The 16,533-nt window shown below is 62.6% G+C and carries 13 protein-coding genes and 4 pseudogenes; 6 read left to right on the top strand and 11 right to left on the bottom strand.

From position 1 onward, the window contains the following. The gene (locus DIE16_RS17685) at nt 1–741 is read left to right on the top strand and encodes a GntR family transcriptional regulator (protein ID WP_124892916.1); all 741 of its coding nucleotides are present in this window, start codon (nt 1–3) and stop codon (nt 739–741) included. Nucleotides 742–765: 24 nt separating this feature from the next. Here the strand turns inward: DIE16_RS17685 and DIE16_RS17680 are convergent, their stop codons facing one another. Next, nucleotides 766–1,590 carry a phosphate/phosphite/phosphonate ABC transporter substrate-binding protein gene (locus DIE16_RS17680; RefSeq protein ID WP_124529346.1) on the bottom strand — a complete coding sequence of 275 codons (825 nt, stop codon included), beginning with the start codon at nt 1,588–1,590 and terminating at the stop codon, nt 766–768. 401 nt (nt 1,591–1,991) lie between these two features. On the opposite strand from DIE16_RS17680, the gene DIE16_RS17675 reads away from it, so the two are divergent. Then, entirely contained in the window at nt 1,992–3,017 is a 1,026-nt protein-coding gene (locus tag DIE16_RS17675) for a fatty acid desaturase (protein ID WP_124892914.1), read from the top strand. A 227-nt stretch (nt 3,018–3,244) separates the two neighbouring features. Beyond that, a complete protein-coding gene (locus DIE16_RS17670) occupies nt 3,245–4,453 on the top strand; it encodes a benzoate/H(+) symporter BenE family transporter (protein WP_124892912.1) in 1,209 nt (402 codons plus the stop codon). Between the two features lie 72 nt (nt 4,454–4,525). On the opposite strand, the gene DIE16_RS17665 is transcribed toward DIE16_RS17670, so the two are convergent. The 10 genes and pseudogenes from DIE16_RS17665 to DIE16_RS17620 all read right to left on the bottom strand — a co-directional run. Next, on the bottom strand, nt 4,526–4,714 hold the full coding sequence (locus tag DIE16_RS17665; protein ID WP_260434405.1) for a hypothetical protein: 189 nt from the start codon (nt 4,712–4,714) through the stop codon (nt 4,526–4,528). A 35-nt stretch (nt 4,715–4,749) separates the two neighbouring features. Next, nucleotides 4,750–6,054 carry a type VI secretion system protein TssL, long form gene (tssL, locus tag DIE16_RS17660; RefSeq protein ID WP_124892970.1) on the bottom strand — a complete coding sequence of 435 codons (1,305 nt, stop codon included), beginning with the start codon at nt 6,052–6,054 and terminating at the stop codon, nt 4,750–4,752. Nucleotides 6,055–6,066: 12 nt separating this feature from the next. Beyond that, a complete protein-coding gene (locus tag DIE16_RS17655) occupies nt 6,067–6,348 on the bottom strand; it encodes a PAAR domain-containing protein (RefSeq protein ID WP_124892910.1) in 282 nt (93 codons plus the stop codon). A 25-nt stretch (nt 6,349–6,373) separates the two neighbouring features. Beyond that, nucleotides 6,374–7,231 (bottom strand): DUF4123 domain-containing protein, encoded by an 858-nt coding sequence (locus DIE16_RS17650; RefSeq protein ID WP_124892908.1) that lies wholly within the window; start codon nt 7,229–7,231, stop codon nt 6,374–6,376. 23 nt (nt 7,232–7,254) lie between these two features. Then, on the bottom strand, nt 7,255–9,453 hold the full coding sequence (locus DIE16_RS17645; RefSeq protein WP_124892906.1) for a DUF2235 domain-containing protein: 2,199 nt from the start codon (nt 9,451–9,453) through the stop codon (nt 7,255–7,257). Continuing rightward, nucleotides 9,450–10,034 carry a DUF3304 domain-containing protein gene (locus DIE16_RS17640; protein ID WP_260434403.1) on the bottom strand — a complete coding sequence of 195 codons (585 nt, stop codon included), beginning with the start codon at nt 10,032–10,034 and terminating at the stop codon, nt 9,450–9,452. The genes DIE16_RS17645 and DIE16_RS17640 overlap by 4 nt, the downstream gene beginning before the upstream one ends. A 34-nt stretch (nt 10,035–10,068) precedes the next feature. Continuing rightward, a complete protein-coding gene (locus DIE16_RS37130) occupies nt 10,069–10,428 on the bottom strand; it encodes a DUF3304 domain-containing protein (protein WP_260434402.1) in 360 nt (119 codons plus the stop codon). A gap of 268 nt (nt 10,429–10,696) precedes the next feature. Beyond that, a complete protein-coding gene (locus tag DIE16_RS17630; RefSeq protein WP_124892902.1) occupies nt 10,697–13,222 on the bottom strand; it encodes a type VI secretion system Vgr family protein in 2,526 nt (841 codons plus the stop codon). A 131-nt stretch (nt 13,223–13,353) separates the two neighbouring features. Next, nucleotides 13,354–13,596, bottom strand: a pseudogene (tssK, locus tag DIE16_RS17625) (type VI secretion system baseplate subunit TssK); the annotation flags it as partial. After that, a pseudogene (locus DIE16_RS17620) lies at nt 13,595–14,065 on the bottom strand (type VI secretion system ATPase TssH); the annotation flags it as partial. The pseudogenes DIE16_RS17620 and tssK, both read right to left, overlap by 2 nt. A gap of 619 nt (nt 14,066–14,684) precedes the next feature. Here DIE16_RS17620 and DIE16_RS37545 point away from each other — a divergent pair. The 3 genes and pseudogenes from DIE16_RS37545 to DIE16_RS17610 all read left to right on the top strand — a co-directional run. Further along, nucleotides 14,685–15,221, top strand: a pseudogene (locus DIE16_RS37545) (hypothetical protein); the annotation flags it as partial. 152 nt (nt 15,222–15,373) lie between these two features. After that, nucleotides 15,374–15,646, top strand: a complete 273-nt coding sequence (locus DIE16_RS37540; protein WP_409364454.1) for a type VI secretion system baseplate subunit TssG — start codon at nt 15,374–15,376, stop codon at nt 15,644–15,646. Then, a pseudogene (locus DIE16_RS17610) lies at nt 15,631–16,520 on the top strand (ImpA family type VI secretion system protein); the annotation flags it as partial. The gene DIE16_RS37540 and the pseudogene DIE16_RS17610, both read left to right, overlap by 16 nt. Between the last annotated feature and the right edge of the window lie 13 nt (nt 16,521–16,533).

The raw sequence follows: 16,533 nt of genomic DNA, 5'->3' as shown, positions 1-16,533 counted from the left end.
ATGAACAGCATCCTGCCCGCCGATCCGTTCGACGATCCGCCGCCGGCGCTCGAACCGGCCGCCGACGATGCCGCCGAACCGCACGCCCGCACGCTCAGCGAGCACGCGTATCACCAGCTCCGGCAACACATCATCGAAGGGCATTACCCGCCCGGCGCGAAGCTGCGCGTCGAGCATCTGAAGGACGTGTACGGCGTCGGCGCGGGCACGCTGCGCGAGGCGCTCACGCGGCTCGTCAGCGATGCGCTGGTCGTCGCGGAAGGGCAGCGCGGGTTTCGCGTGACGCCGATGTCGGTCGACGATCTGGAAGCGATCACGCGCCTGCGCATTCATATCGAGGTCGATGCGCTGCGCGACTCCGTGCGGCATGGCAACGATGCCTGGGCGCAGCGTGTTCGGCAGAGCTTCGAGCAGTTGTCGGCCTGGGAGCAGCCGGTGTCGATCGAGCACCGCGCCGCATGGGAAGCGTGCAACCGGCGCTTTCACGAAGCGCTGATCTCGGCGGCCGCGACGCCGTGGACTTATCTGATCCTGCGCATGCTGTCGCAGCAAAGCGAGCGCTACCGGCGCGTGTGCATCGGGCTCGGCGATTCGAAGCGCGACGTGCATGCGGAACACACGTGCCTGTTCGAGGCCGCGATGCGCCGCGCCGATGCGCGCGCCGCGCTCGCGCTCGAAGACCATATCGGCACGACGCTCGCGGTGGTGCGCAACGCGCCGCCCGGCACGTTGCCGTTCTAGCGCACCGCCGCGCGGACGACGCGATCACGCCAGCTCGGGATACCCGTGCGCGGCCGCGTCCCGCGCGAACTCGGCAATCGTGTCGTACGCGCCCGGCGGCAGGCGCTCGAATCCCTTCAGCCGCAGTGCGTTCGCCCGCGCCGGATCGAGCGCGACCGCGTGATCGAGCGCATCCTGCAACGCCTCCACGAGCCGCCCTTCCAGCGCTTTCGACGCGATCAACGGCAACCCCGGCGCCGACGCCGTCATGCCGATGATCCGGATCTCTTTCAACAATTCGGGCAGCGCGTCACGCACGTACGCGAAGGTCACGCAATCGATCGCCGCGCAATCGGCAACGCCTGCGGCCAGCGCGCGCAGCACGTTCAGGTGCGAGCCGAACGGCACGACCGAACCGAAGAAACGTCCGTCATGCGCATGCGGCGCGACCGCGTGCCGGAATGCGTTCATCCCGCTATGCGAATCCGCACCGTTGAAGGCGGCTCGCAATCCGCGACACGCAGCCAGCGTCGTCGCGCCGCCCGCATGCACGCGCGCCGACGCGACCAGCACGCTGCTGTAGCGCGCGCCGTCGCAGCCAGGGGCATCGAAGGCCGGTGCCGCGATCAGGTGCGCGGTATCGCGCAATCCGAGCATCCGGTACGGATAACCGCACGTCTGCGACAACAGCAGGTCGTTGCGGCGCCACAGCGCGTGCAGATCCCCGAACGGCTCGTCGAGCAACGCGACGCCGGCCGGCCCGCCGGCGCGCGCGAACGCATCGAGCGCGTCATGCAGCAGCGCGCGCCACAGCGCGGCGTGGCGCGGCGTCACGTTGTACATCGGCAGTCCGGCGATCCATTGGCTCATGCGCGCATTCTACGCATTGGCGGCGCCCTGGAGAAAGCCCGTCCGCCCGGGCGTCGCCGGGGTCCGGCACGCGGCACGCGGCCGGGGCCGGGGCCGGGGCCGGGGCCGGGGCCGGGGCCGGGGCCGGGGCCGGGGCCGGGGCCGGGGCCGGGGCCGGGGCGGCCAATGCTTATCGGCCGCGCAGCGATAAGCAAATCCGAATTGCTTGGTTGGCCTGACTACGCGGCCCGGTTAGCGTTCCAGTGTCGCGACGCCGCCGCATGCCGCTGTAGCGGCTGACCGCGAGCCACGACGCCGGTCGGCCGACCGCATCGCAGCCCGCACCGGCGCGATCGTCCGCTACCGGTTATCCGAATATCGCCCGCTTTACCGGCTTCACCCGCATCATCCGCCCCAGCACCATGGCCGAATACTTCGACGTCGACCACGCGCGCGCGATCGCCGCACTCGACGCCCGCTTCACTGCCCGTACCGAGTGGCCGACCTGGCTGCTGGTCGTCGCGATCTACGGCGGCTGGCTCGCCGTGCTGCTGCTCGTGCGTGCCGAGCGCCTGTCGCTCGCGGCCGCGACGCCGCCGCTGATCCTGCTCGGCGCGTGGCACATGTCGCTGCAGCACGAACTGCTGCACGGCCATCCGACGCGCTCCGCGTTCGTGAACCGGCTACTCGGCTATCCGCCGCTGACGATCTGGTACCCGTACACGCTCTATCGCGACACGCATCTCGACCATCACCGCGACGAGGACCTGACCGTGCCGGGCGTCGACCCGGAAACGAACTACGTGTCGCGCGAGCAGTGGGCGCGGCTGCCGCGCTGGCGTCGCGCGCTGACGGTTGCGCGCACCACCTTCGTCGGACGTCTCGTGTTCGGGCCGCCGACGAGCATCGCCGCGATGTTCGCCGACGCGTTCGCCGCGTTCAGACGCGGCGACTTCCGCTATCTGCCGATGTGGGCGACGCACGCCGCCTGCGTGGTCGCGCTGCTCGCCTGGCTGCAGTGGTCGATCGGCGTGCCGTGGTGGTACTACCTGCTGGCGGTCACGTGGCCCGCGCTGTCGCTCGCGATGATCCGTTCGCTGTTCGAGCACCGCGCCGCACGGCATCCGAAGGCGCGCATCGCGATCAACGAGGCCGGTTTCGCGATGCGGCTGCTATACCTGAACAACAACTACCACCTCGTGCATCACGACTTGCCGAAGCTGCCGTGGTTCGACCTGCCGCGCGCGTACCGGATGCGGCGCGACGCCTATGCGGAGAAATGCGGTGGCTTCGTGATCCGCGGCGGGTATCGCGAACTGCTGGCGCGCCATGCGTGGACGCCCACCGACACGCCCGTGCACCCGTTCGACCAGGGCACGGCGTCGCTGTCGACTGGCGGCGGTGCGAGGGTCGCCGCGGTCGACGGGTATCTTCAGATCAGTACGTAACGCGCGAGCGGGGCCGCGCTTCGCCGTGAAGCCGCCCGATCCGACGACGCGACGACGCGCGCCGGGCCGCCCCGGCGCGCACTCATTACAAAAAGCCGACAACGCCGAGCTTCATCGGCGAATTGCCAATTCCACCGGCAATGTCCAGAATGACGGCTCGTCCGGGGTTCCAACAATCATTCGCCCTGGCTCAGCCTCCCGGCCGCGCGCCGCACTCCCCTACGACGATGCAACCGAACACCTCGCCGGGCGCGATCCGCTCGATCGGCAACGACTGGTCCGTCTCCGCGGTCACCGCGGGCTTTCTCGCGGTGCTGATTTCCTACGCGGGCCCGCTCGCGATCTTCTTCCAGGCGTCGCAGGCCGCGCATGCGTCCAACGAGATGGTGGCTTCGTGGGTCTGGGCGATCTCGATCGGCGCGGGCCTGTCGGGGCTGTTCGCGAGCTGGAAACTGAAGGTGCCGGTCGTGACCGCATGGTCGGCGCCCGGCACCGCGCTGCTCGTCGGCCTCTTTCCGCAACTGACGCTGAACCAGGCCGTCGGCGCGTACATCACGGCCGCGCTGATCATCCTCGTGATCGGCATCACCGGCTATTTCGACCGGCTCGTGCGCCATATTCCGCGCGGCATCGCGTGCGGGATGATGGCCGGCATCCTGCTGCCGTTCGGCATGCGCGCGTTCTCCGCCGCGACCGCGCAGCCGGTGCTCGGGTTCGGGATGATCGCCGCGTACGTGATCTTCAAGCGCCTGCTGCCGCGCTACAGCATCGTGCTCGTGCTGCTGACGGGCGCCGCGCTCGCGACGCTGCTCGGGATGGCGCATCTCGGCAACGTGTCGCCGAGCATCGCGCGGCCGGTCTTCATCGCCCCCGAATGGACGCTCGGCACGACGCTCAGCCTCGCGCTGCCGCTCGTCGTCGTCAGTCTCACCGGCCAGTTCCTGCCGGGGATGACGATCCTGCGCGTCTCGGGCTACCACACGAGCGCGCGGCCGATCATCACGGCAACCAGCGTGATGTCGCTCGCGGTCGCGTGCTTCGGCGGGATCACGATCGTGGTCGCGGCGATCACCGCGGCGCTGTGCACCGGCAAGGATTCGCACGAGGATCCGGACCGGCGTTATATCGCGGGCATCGCGAACGGCGTGATCTACCTGATCGGCGGGCTCTTTGCCGGCACCATCGTCACGCTGTTCTTCGCGCTGCCGAAGGCGTTCGTCGCGATCCTCGCGGGGCTCGCGCTGATCGGTGCGATCGGCGCGAACGTGCACGGGATCTTCGAGGATGAGGCGCATCGCGAAGCATCGGTGATCACGTTCCTCGCGACCGCTTCGGGGATGACGTGGCTCGGGCTCGGGTCCGCGTTCTGGGGGATCGTGATCGGGTCGGTCGCGTATGCGGTGTCCGGCAGGGCGCGGCGGCGGCGGGACGTTTGAGGTGGCTCACCATGCCCTCGGCAAAAGCACTTCCCTTGTATCAGCGAATCGCAACGCACCCCGACCCGTCGTTCAGTTCGATACGGTCACTTCGACACGGCGATTCCTTGACCTGCCCGGTGCCGTGCCGTTGTCGGCGAGCGGATCGGCATCGCTCTGTCCGGTCGCCGAGATGTTTTGCCTCGGCACCCCCGCCGCCGCGAGAATCAGTGCGAGGAACTCGCGCGAGGCCAGAAACGACAGGAACTGGAACTTCTCCATGCGTTATTCCGGAAACGGATCTGGCTTAATCCGGCTTATCGCGCGACGACGATCTCGACACGCCGGTTCTGCGCTCGGCCCTGCACGGTGCGGTTGTCGCCGACAGGATCGGCGTCGCCCTTGCCGGCGGCTTCGAGACGATTCGCCGGCACGCCCGCGGCTTGCAGCATCTGCATGACCTGAATGGCCCGCTCTTCCGACAGCACCTGATTCGACGCGAAATGACGGCTGCGGATCGGCACGCTGTCGGTATAACCGAGAATGGCTACCTTGCCGGGCACCTTGGAGATTTCGCCGGCGATCTTTGAAATCAGCGGGTTCATCGATGGCTGGACCGACGCGCAGCCAGGCTTGAACATCGCATCACCGCGGAATGTCACGGCGCTGCGGTGGGCATCTTCGTCGACGCTGACGGTGCCGGCGGCAATCTCGTCCTTGAGCAACTGCTTGAGGTGCAATTGCGGTGGTTCGGGTTGCGGTGTCATCGCACCGATCGCGGCAATCTGCTTCTGTACGTCAGCGGCACGGTTCATCAACTCGTATTTGAACCAGCCGAACAGGCCGAGCAGGATCACGGACAGGACGGTTACGGTGATCCACACCGGGAAATTGTAGAACGACAGGCGCTTGCCTTTTGCAGTCGATTGCCAGTGGGGAGACAAGGCCATTGGCACGGGTTCGCGTTGCGAGGTGATGACGTTGTAGATTCGCTGGCGGATCGCGTCGTGTTTGCGCTTGTTGCCGGTTGCGCCTCGGTAGCGGCCTTCGAAACCGAGACTGAGAATTCGGTAAATCACTTGCAGCAAGTCCCGATGCTCGTGGGGGTTCTCCAGCAACCGGCCGATCAGCAAATAGACCTTGTCGCCGCCCTTGAGATCTCCGTGGAAAGTGGTCGCAAGCCCCCCTTGAATCCACTCGATCGCCGATGAACCCTCCTTGCCCCATGCGGTTTGCGTTGCGGCTTCGTCCAGTGCCGTGCACAGGCAGTAGCTTGCGCCGATCATGTGATCGCGACGGATGTTTGCCTGCTCGCACAACTTCTCGAATATGCGCATCTCCTGTTCCAGCAACGACTTCAACCAGGCAATGGCCTGCTTCGACTCCAACTTGTCGGGCATGTCCGCCTGGGCGCGGAGCAAAACTCGGGACGCCTCCAACAACGGATTCCGTGCTACGCGAACCCCGGCCAACCGCTGGTCAAACGGCTCCGACGGGGGGTGTTCTGGAACCGCCTTTGCGAAAGTATGTCCGTCGCTGAAAGCGGCCGGGACGCTGGCCGATGATCCACCTTTTTCTTCAACGGCAGACTGTTCCTTGGCCTCATCCGCTGGAAAATTCATTGTCGCCATAGGTTAGCCTCCAGCGTCCGCTGCAACACTGCCGATCAGCGTACAACCGCATTCCGTGCGATTACCGTGCATCGCCACGCGTCGGTTGCCGATGGTGAACGTCGGATGTGCGTCGATGATCCGATTGACCCCGTGCGGACGACCGTCCGGATATTTCTCCGGGCAATCGACCAAGTCATCCAGCCGGGCGATCTGCCGACTGCCGATGGTATGCGTTTCCGAGCCGCTGATGACTCGGCCCCCGTGCGAGGTCGTATCGCCGACCACGATGATTTTCAGCGCCATGTTGATTTTCCGAGTCAATGACGTATCAAGATTGCGCGCGCAATCCAGCTCCACTCCCGCGCTTGAGTTCGCGCCATACCCATCCGGGTATCTGATCCACCATCGCGTCGAATCCCTCGCCCGTTCGACGACGCGCCGTCAGTGCGTCGCGAATGTACCGGTGCCGATCAAAGCCTGCTCCGTAGCGGTAGGAGTAGTTGCAATAGGCCAACCGGTCTCCGGGTTCGGTGAATCCCCATTCCAGCGCCCGTCGGTACCGGGGCTCGAATTCGGTGAAGCGGCTCCTGTAAGGGAGGCTTTCATCGATGTGTCCCAGATCGATCAGCGATGCGATGAGTTCATCTGGCTCGGTATGAGCCATCAGCTTGTCAATATCCCTCTGGTCCAGCTCGATCATCACGGATCGGGAAATTCGCCCCACGTCGAGCGAATCATTCTCGACCGTCTGCCACTGCGCGTGACGCCCGCGATATTTGATCCGCTCGATCGGTGCCAGGAACACATCGCTGATCTGTTTACCCCACATATCGAGCACCGCACCTGTATTGCGAGGATCGAAGAATCGAACCATCGCGGTCATGCCGTCTCCGATCCCTGCGAACAGGAACGCGCGAAAATGCGTGGCTAGCTCCTGCAAACCGACACGGCTCCAGACAAGCGTGAGACACGGCGAGTGAAGATCAATCCGATCCAGCTCGCTCACCCACGTTGCAGCCGGATCATCAATACAGGTGAAAAATAGGGAAGCCGGCCCGAGTTGCTCTTCGGGAAGCCCCTCAAAGAGCGAAACGAACTGCGTGCCGGACTGCTCGAGCAAGGGCAAGATCCTTGCCGGGTTGGCGGCACCGTCGACCAGACAGAATGATTGCGCGCGTTGTTGCATATGGATGACTCCGTCCCCTGCCTCTATGCCCATGCGGCCTTGCTGGTGTTCCCGGTAACCAACAGTTCGGATTCCGAATCCAGCCCCATATAAGCGATCCGCTTTTTGCCGCCCTCGAAGATCACGCGGGGCCAGCCATAACCACCCGGCGCGTATTCGTGAAACCAGGGTACGCGGAACCAGATACGGCTGTCGTGGACATAGTCGTCGAGCAGATGGATGCTCGCCTTCTGGAGCCGGTTGGCTGCTTCCATTGACGCATACTTTTTCAGGAAGTCGACGACGCCGCGCGCAGGCGCCGCCACGATGTCATTCGACGGGCTGAATACGCTGAAAATCGTGCTCCATGTCGAAGCAAGCAGAATTCCGCTCTCGGCAAGCCTGACCTCGGGGGTATCACTGCCGGGCTGCTCGTGCTTCACCGAAAGTGTCGTCGTCATACCCGTGTCCGGGTATTGTCGGAGTGCCGAGTCCATGCGTACGGTCACGGTTACCTTCCACTTCGATTCGCTATCCTCAGGATGCAAGTAGCCCAGAAGCAGGCGCATCTCCTCTGCGCCCTGGCGTAAATCGGTCTGCTCGTTGGTCGTAACATCACCGACGCCTTCGCCGGGGCGCGCCGGCGCGGCACCCTCGGTGCCCGGGTAAGCCGCCTCGCCACACAGTGCCTCCGTGCGACGGTCGATCTCAAGATTGATCGCCTTGATCTGCGCGTCCAGCTCCATGAGCCTGGGCATGTTGGCCGGATAGCGGTGGTGACCTGTTTCCTGGGACTTCTGCACCTCCAGCCGCGCTCGCTTGGCCTTGAGCATCTTCAATTGCGGATCCGTCTTCTTTGCTTTCTCCAGCGCCTCGTCGACTTTGTAGGGTGTCATGCCGTCCTCCCTCGCCTTGCGGAAGAATTCCCGACTGGCCACGTATTCGGGTGTCTCCGGCTGCGCACGTAGCGTCCGCCATGCCAGCATCTCGGCCATGCCGTGCTTGATCGCATCCTCCATGCGCCCGATCGGACCGGCGGTTTTTAGCCAGGCGTTGAAGGCTTCGATCGTAGTAGGAAGCAGGTCAAAATCCGCTCGCATTTGCGGGTCGTCGAGAATCTCATCGCTCTTCATCATCGGCACGCCGTAATTCAGCGCGTGGATGTACATGTCGTGCAGCGGGATCTGGCTCAGCTTGCCACCGTCGCCCTTGTCGGGATCACGGCCTTTGCCCTGTTCGTTCGGCGCATAGCCACCGCCGACATCCGAATGCACACCGGGATAGGCAATTTCGTGTCGGATGCCGGGTGGATAGGCGCCCCCCACCTCGCGGATTGAATCAACCGGGAAGCTCATGCGCTGCTCGTGAATCGAGAACGCATGAACGCAGTAGCGAACCGAATCGGGAATGCGCATCGCGCCGTTGTTGGCAAAGGCGAAGTGTCCATCGAACGACCCGATGTCGACGGTCGCACGGGTCGAGTCAGGCGGGCCCACGGATGCAACGGTATCGAACAATCCCAGGAAATTCACCTGATACGGCAGCGCGTACTTGCCGACGAACTGTCGCGCGAGATTCCCTGCTGGAGCCCACTGGTTCACCAGCTTGTGGACGAAGGCGCGTGCGCCAGCGGCGCCGCGGGAAAAGCCGATCACGTTGATCCAGATCTTGCAGATCGTGCCGGGCGGATGCTGGGCATCTACCGCCAGCTTGTGACTCACGCTCAGCGTCTGGATCGGTTCGTCGAACCCGCTCATGTCGCCGTTGGCAGCGGCTTCACATATCCTTTTTGCCTTCTCTGGCGAAATCAGGGCAAGGGACTTGTCCGGTGCGATCGCCCAGTAAGCGGCATTCAACACACGCACATAGCCGAGCAAGCATCGCGCATTGAAGCCCTCGGCCATCGCCTTACCCATTTTCGAGTACGTCTCTTCGCCGATCTCGGGCAGCGGCGTGCCGACGCCGGGAATGTAGAACTTGAAAATGCCGCTGTCCGGGTCATGAAGTGCGGCACGGAACAACCGCGCGACATTGGTATGGCTACGACTGAGCGAGTCGCGCAACGGGTTATCCGCCGCGTCATTATTGTTCGTGCCGTCGAAGAACAGACTGATCTGCAGCGTTTGCTGACACGACCGCGTTTCGTCATGCATCCGCAGGGCGCCCTGCTCGTACGCGTCTTCGCTTTGCGAGAGCGGCAACCGTCCACCCTCCGGCATCGCTTCAGGCCATCGAATCGTCACTGCATGCCCCCTCTTCTGTACTTCCGGTTCCACTCTTCGTCGATCACGCCCTGCGCGATGTACGGATCGTTGTCCGCCGGGCGAATGTTCGGATTGTTCCCGCCCTCCCGATTGCCGTCGGTGATCATCACGCGCACCCGGTCTTCCGGCAGAAAGATGCCCCATGCATGATTGGCATTGGCACCGTCGTACGGCGCAATCCGCACGTTCTCCGCCTTGTACCAGTAGCCCGGTGTTTTCCCGTCCTGCTTCTTGTCCACCAGCCAGCGCACCGTCAACTTCAGGTCTGCTTGCCATTCGAGCGGATAGCGCATGCAACAGACCGCTTTGCCGCCGCCCGATGGCTTACCGTTTGGCTGGATCGGCATCACGTTCGGGCCGCCGCCACCAATCCCGCTCCCGGACGGCCCGACCATCGAAAACGTGTGGATGTACCACGGCGAATAGTTCTGCGCGAAAACATCCATGCCGCCACCCACCTTCACCGGGCGAGACACGTCTTCGGCAACAGTTACATTCGGTTGCCCGCCCGCGCACGCAGCAAGCAACGCACAGAGCGCCGACAACAAGCTGATCACCACCCCACGACATCGAATCGTCACTGGCTTTCCCTCCTCAATCGTGAGCCGGCGGATACCGCCGGTTCCATTCGTCGTCGATCACGCCCTGTGCAATATACGGATCGTTGTCCGCCGGGCGAATGGTCGGGTTGTTTCCGCCATCTCGATTGCCATCTGTCAACATCACGCGCACACGATCTCCCGGTAAAAAGATCGCCCACGCGTCACCGGTATTACCACTGGCGTAGGGCGCAATCTGCACGTTCTCCGCCTTGTACCAATAGCCCGGTGTTTTCCCGTCCTGTTTCTTGTCCACCAGCCAGCGCACCGTCAACTTCAGGTCCGCTTGCCATTCGGTGGGCAGACTGGTACAGCACTTTCCGCCGCCTGTTGACGGCCTTCCATCTGCCTTCATCGGCTCCACATTCGCCCCCCTCCCCCGACACCGCTGCCAGAAGGTCCAAAAAGCGCAAAAGAATGGATGTACCAAGGCGTGTAGTTCAATGCCTTCGAATCTCCAGCCAGCAGTGTCACCCGTTTCGGTACCTCGACTGACACCCCTGTCGGTTGGCCACTGGCGCAAGCACCCAATGACAGGCAAAGCACCGGCAGCATCCTCTTCAGGAAAACTCCCAACTGTGAGAAACAAGCGCTATCGACCACTATCGATCCGATGGTTGAGGTTATTGCCGTGGAACCAGCGCCGAACCACCCCTGGCGGCTTTGAGAAGACATTCGATGCAGATACTCGTCGGCGTATGGCTGACCGGCGAGTCTTTCGGTCCCGGTAGCGAGTGAGTGGATGCGAACGCAACGAACTTGCCCGGTGTAAGTATCTGCGCGCCACTGTCGTCAAGCACCATACGGGTCTTGCCGCCTTGCAGCTCCAGCTTTTCAGCGCCCTTGATCTGGATGACTTTCGTCAGTAACTGGATGGATTTCGCGGACTCCAGCTTGATCGAACTGGTCAACGCGTGAAGAACGATGTCGCCCAGCGCGGCCGAGATCCTGATAGCCGCCCGGTGGGCAAACAGGCTGATCGTGTCGCGCACGCTCGCAAAGAAACTTCGACCGCTCGCGACGCCGACATGCCCCTCGCTCGTCAATGCGATCTGTTGCGAGGCCACATGCACCGTAGCGGGCGTCGTGATTTCAACACCCGCCTTACCATCGATCATCAGATGGGGCTCGGAAAATTCCGGGAACGGATTTCCATCGCGTGCGACGCCACGAATCTGGTCGTTCTGCACTTCAATCGTCTTCGCGAGGTCCGACTGGTGTCCGTCGGTCTCCTGGGCTTGAGCTTCCTGGGCAGCCTGGCTCATCGCGACATGCAGGCTCTGTGCAACTTCGAGCCGCCGGATCGCTTCCGACATGGCTTTGGCATGGCCCTGCGCATTGGGACGACCTTCCGTCGTGAGTAACATGCCCGTCGCCGCGCGAAAGACGCCGTCCCCATCGGTACGCAATTCAACGCCCCGACCGCGCTCGTCCTGCCGCCCGGCATTCCCCGCGATACGCGTGATGTAACCCAGATTCAACTGCGAGGCGCCTTCGTCACTCGACAGGTGCGCCTGAATTTTTCCATTCGTGTCGTCGAAAGCAAGCGTATTCGCCCGCCGAGCGCCGATCTCCTTGCTGCGAATTCCGGCAAGCGTCTGGTTCTCCGGCAAAGCAAATGGCGGCATGTTGAACGCATTCACCGCACTTCCCACGATGACCGGCAGGTCCGGATCGCCATTCGCGAATGCAACTTCAACCTCGTGGCCCCGACGCGGCAGGAAGATCCCGCCGAACTGATCGCCATGCCACGCACCGGCAACGCGCACCCAGCAACTCGAACGTTCATCGTTGTCGCCGAGCCGATCCCACAGAAACTGCAACTTCACCCGACCGTACGCATCCGTCCAGATCTCCTGGTTCTCCGGACACGTCACAACGGCATATTCAACACCGGTAATACGCGGCTTCGCGATCGAGCGCAGCAGCCGGAACGGCTCGTGAGTCGGCTGCAACACGAAATCCGCTTCGCAGTGGTATCGCTGACCGGAACCTGACGCTTCGCCGACGTCTTCGATCTTCAGCATTGCAGAAATAACCGCGTATTCACAGTTGGCGGTGCGCTGCGGATAGTGCGAAAGCACGAAGGTCTGTCCGGCGACCAGCCCACGCAGGTTGCCCTGTCCGGAGGCTCTGATCCCCTGACAGCGATACGCCTGCATCTGCACGAGCGTCAGGTATTCGGCTTCGGTCCGCGGTTCGTTGGGCGCGCCTGACAACCCGCCCGAACCGGCCTGAGGCTGCGCATAATCGGCCCACGTGTAATGTTCCTGATTGGCGAGCCCCGTATTGCGTGGGTCTTCTCGCGCAACCGTCAGGTTTGCGCGCGGCCGGGCGTAGTCGTAGTCGACACTGGTCACCGCACCTGTCGTCAACGCATTCGAGACCGACAGCGCATGAATATGCTCCTCGTCAATACGCCGGCTATTGGGAGCCTCGTAGCGGATCGTCGAATAGGCATCGCCGTGTGGCTTGAGCGCGGCTATCGTATCGCACAGCACGAGACGGTGCTTCCCCTCGTCATGCTCGAAGAAGTAGAAGATGCCCCACTCCTCCCACAACCGCTGCAGGAACGTCCAGTCGCTTTCCTGGTGCTGGCGCTGGATGTCCCGCTTGGGCCAGGTCTTGTTCGGACGCGGCGGCGTCAGTCGTTTGTCGACAGGGAACAGGTAGGACGAGAGCACCGCATCGGTGATCTCGATCACGGACATATCCTGGAAGATGCGGCAATCGCAATTCTTCGTCGCCAGCCAGAGCCACGGTCGAAGCGTGACCGCGTACACGATCGATCGACCGTCTTCTCGCAGAATGGATGCGTGGGTGACGATGCCGGTGATCTCGCGCGTGCCTGCGCCGATGTTCGCCATTCCTGCATTGCCGGCAAGGCCGCGAATGAAATGACCCACACCTTCGAGCTGAATCGAGACCGTCAGTTCGGTGCCGATCAGCTTGTCGAGATCGATATTCGCGGCAACGCTCTGCGAGAACCCGAGTTCATCCGGAGTTTTCATCTCGAGCGTGTACTCGAACAGCTCGCCGAGTGTTTCGCCGCCCGTAAGTTTCACCGCCGTGAAGATCGGACGATCACCGTACATCGGCAGGGCCGCGCCGGAAATCGACAACGTCCGCGGTGCGTCAAACAAAGTCATTCCCTTATTTCCAACCATTAACGTGAAAACAACCCGACAACATCACCAGAAAAATCAGGTGTGTGATCGCCACCACAACCCTCTTGAACATATATCCTCGCTTGATTAAGTCACGCCGATGCGCGCACGCCCTACAACTCAAGCCTCGACGACGGGAACTCGCCCGCCACATGCAACGCGATACCACCGTAACGCACGACTGCCTCCCAAAGCGGCTCACCTTGCGTCAATTCGTAATGGATGTAGTCCGCGTTGGTATCGTCGACAACCGACGTCAGACACAGACGCGGCGGCGTGTGCCGATAAGGCGAATGTGTGTCGAGCGGCCGACACGTATCCGTGCGCAGATGCGTCGACAGTTCGCCCGCCATGCCGGGCGGCCGCAAGCCGTTGACGCACGTCGTCGAGTTCTCGCGGCGTGGCATGGTGAGACAGCGCCACGCGTGCGCACGCGGTATCGAGCACGCTGATCGCCTTGTCCGGCAATTGACGCGACGGGATGTCACGGTGAAACAACGTCACTGCACCGCGAATCGCCTCGTCACGCGTCACTCCGCCGCGATGCGCGGAGAACGTTTGCACGAGCCCCCGCACCATATCGACGGCAGCAACCTCGGACGGCTCCGCGACTTGGAGAACCTGAAAGCGTCGGGTCGATGCGGGATCTTTCTCGATATGCCGCTTGTACTGGGCCCAGGTCGTCGCACCAATCGTGCGCAGCGTGCCGCGCGCCAGCGCCGGCTTCAGGAGGTTGGCTGCGTCGTCCGTGCCGGCCTGACCGCCTGCACCGATCAGCGTGTGGATCTCGTCGATGAACAGGATGAGCGGCGCAGGCGAGTTCGCGGGTGTCGCCGATTCAATACCTCCGTAAAGCTGGCCCCCTGGCTTACCGAATAGCGCTTGACGAGAAATGGTCATGATGATCTTTGTTGTTGGCCGCGATGGCTCCAAGCACCATGCAGCATCTGTCAGGACTGCTATGCAGACTACCTTCCAGACGGCATCCGGAAGCACTGGTACACACCCTTTCCATTCAATTCGACTCAATCGGTCAATCAAATCGAAGCCGCATTATCAGCACGAATTACAACCTCCGTCAATGCGTCCAGTCAGCAATATTTCCCAAGAACACTACCGAACCCCTTCTTGAACATCTCCGTCAACCCAGCACACGACATCAGCTCGACTCTCGACTGGACACCCAGCCAACCATTCGCAACACGCCCACGCAAGCCATTGATATTTTGAGATAAATTTATTTTTCTCACGAACCCAAGGTAATCGCGAAATAGATATTTTTTATCACAGAAGCAATAAATTCATTTTGCAACATTGTTTTACATTTCAAACCAAATCTCAAAAACAACTCAACCGGACACTCCCGCACGATCATTTCCATCCCAATAAACGATCAATCTTAGCTCGTGGTTAAAGTGCGGACTTATCGTCATTGGGCAGCCAGATGCGTTTCCTTCGCCTGCCGTGGCGTTGTCAATCGGACGTCTCGCACATCGGGCTCCCGCGTCGCAAAAGTCATGTGCGGCCCGACCACGCTGTTGCTGTTGCTGCCGCCCCCGCCGCTCCTGCAGACGATTCGTCAGCGTCGCCGTGTGCAGACGACCTGCTCGGCCAGCTCGGCATCGGCGGCATGGAGCGCGTCGCTCGACATTCTGATCCTTCGTCTCACACTTCCATTGGCGCCCCCGACAACACCGACGCGCTGATCGATACGTTGCATGCGCAGTATTGGCGGGCGCTGGCCGATCCCCACGCGCCCGTTACCGTGGAATGGGCGTCAGCCGCAGGAGCGGCGGAGCCGGCCATGCGCACGCCCGCGCCCGATTCGCACGACTCGACCGAATTCACGACGAGCGATTTTCGTTCTACATCGCGTGGCCTCACGGGACTGGAGATCGGCGAAATTGCCCGGCGCCCGCGGCCCTCGCACGCGCGCCTTGCCGCCGCGGCGCATCTCGTATGCGAATCGCGCAATCCGGACGGGTTGCGCGCGCCGCTCGAACGCTACTTCAGCGTGCCGGTCGCGCTTGAGGAGACCTGTTCCGCTGGATCGAAATCGACCCGGCCGATTGGGCCGATTGGGCCGATTGGGCCGATTGGGCCGATTGGGCCGATTGGGCCGATTGTGGCCGAATGGGTCGCTCGGGCGCTGCCGCGACGATGGGACAAGACGCCATGCTTGGACGTGTCACGCCGAACCGTCAGCACCGCTTTCGAATCGTCATCGGCCCGCGCGATCTCGACACCTATCTACGCTTCACGCCTCAGGGCGAGGATCTGCCACAGCTCGTCGAATGGGTGCGGACGTTCGTCGGCTACGAACCGGAATGGGAACTTGAGTTGCGCATCACGCCCCGGGAGTGCGCCACCGGCGATGATAGGCGGCCAATAACTGCCGCCGGCTGATGCTGCGCACGAAGGATATGCGTGTCGCGGTGCTCTACGCCCGCTGTCGCACGCGCCTCGGCGGTCCGTCGGGATTGGCGGAAGGAACCGGGCTGCTCGCGGCATGGCTGCAAGCATTTCCTGACGGCGTTCACCCGCAGGCACGCACGGACGACGATCGCGGCGCCGCGTTGGAAATGCGAATGAATGCCCTGCAGACGATGGCGGATCCCGACGGGTTGCTGGCCGACGTCCGGGAGATGGTGCTGACGAAGTCGACCGCCATGCGCCTGCAGATGCGGGATGTCGAACGCGCGTTCGCCCATCCGCGTTCGGCGGATGCGCTCGCATCGGATTCGGTCATCCAGCAGTTGCGGGATCTGCGGACACAACAACCGGAAACGGCGAGCGCGCTCGATGAGACGATCTCGAATCTTGCCGCGATCAACATCTGGGGGCGACGCATCTCGACACGTATCTGCCCGACCTCTCGCCATTGACTCGATTGCTGCAACTATTGAATGTCGCGGGTACGCGCGTCGAGGCAACGTCGGACGTCGCACACGTTTTCGTTGATGACATTGACGACCTGGATGCAGACGGTGTGCAGCCCGATGGAGGTTTCACGTCAATTCCTCCGGATGGCGAATTTATCTCTGACGCAATCGTACCCACTGCCGCTCCCCGTACTGAATCTGTGCCGACGACCCGCCGGGAGGCGCTGTTTCTGATCAAGACGGCGCGCCAGTGGTTCGAAACGAACGAGCCAAGCAGTCCGATCCCGGTATTACTGAAACGGGCCGAGCAGTTCGTTGGCAAACGCTACGTCGAGGTGGTCAACGCGATTCCGGGTGAGCTTCTTGCACAATGGGACCAGATGGATAGCCTGGAATAGCGTCGGAAATCGC

This window comes from Burkholderia sp. Bp9090 (assembly GCF_003857985.1).
Taxonomy (GTDB): Bacteria; Pseudomonadota; Gammaproteobacteria; order Burkholderiales; family Burkholderiaceae; genus Burkholderia.
This window is presented reverse-complemented; position numbering and strand designations above follow the sequence as displayed.

What these genes read in the sequence shown, in the direction of transcription:
- DIE16_RS17685 (WP_124892916.1), top strand. Translation starts at nt 1, where the DNA reads ATGAACAGCATCCTGCCCGCCGATCCGTTCGACGATCCGCCGCCGGCG.
- DIE16_RS17680 (WP_124529346.1), bottom strand. Translation starts at nt 1,590, where the DNA reads ATGAGCCAATGGATCGCCGGACTGCCGATGTACAACGTGACGCCGCGC.
- DIE16_RS17675 (WP_124892914.1), top strand. Translation starts at nt 1,992, where the DNA reads ATGGCCGAATACTTCGACGTCGACCACGCGCGCGCGATCGCCGCACTC.
- DIE16_RS17670 (WP_124892912.1), top strand. Translation starts at nt 3,245, where the DNA reads ATGCAACCGAACACCTCGCCGGGCGCGATCCGCTCGATCGGCAACGAC.
- DIE16_RS17665 (WP_260434405.1), bottom strand. Translation starts at nt 4,714, where the DNA reads ATGGAGAAGTTCCAGTTCCTGTCGTTTCTGGCCTCGCGCGAGTTCCTC.
- tssL (WP_124892970.1), bottom strand. Translation starts at nt 6,054, where the DNA reads ATGAATTTTCCAGCGGATGAGGCCAAGGAACAGTCTGCCGTTGAAGAA.
- DIE16_RS17655 (WP_124892910.1), bottom strand. Translation starts at nt 6,348, where the DNA reads ATGGCGCTGAAAATCATCGTGGTCGGCGATACGACCTCGCACGGGGGC.
- DIE16_RS17650 (WP_124892908.1), bottom strand. Translation starts at nt 7,231, where the DNA reads ATGCAACAACGCGCGCAATCATTCTGTCTGGTCGACGGTGCCGCCAAC.
- DIE16_RS37130 (WP_260434402.1), bottom strand. Translation starts at nt 10,428, where the DNA reads ATGAAGGCAGATGGAAGGCCGTCAACAGGCGGCGGAAAGTGCTGTACC.
- DIE16_RS17630 (WP_124892902.1), bottom strand. Translation starts at nt 13,222, where the DNA reads ATGACTTTGTTTGACGCACCGCGGACGTTGTCGATTTCCGGCGCGGCC.
- DIE16_RS37540 (WP_409364454.1), top strand. Translation starts at nt 15,374, where the DNA reads ATGGGTCGCTCGGGCGCTGCCGCGACGATGGGACAAGACGCCATGCTT.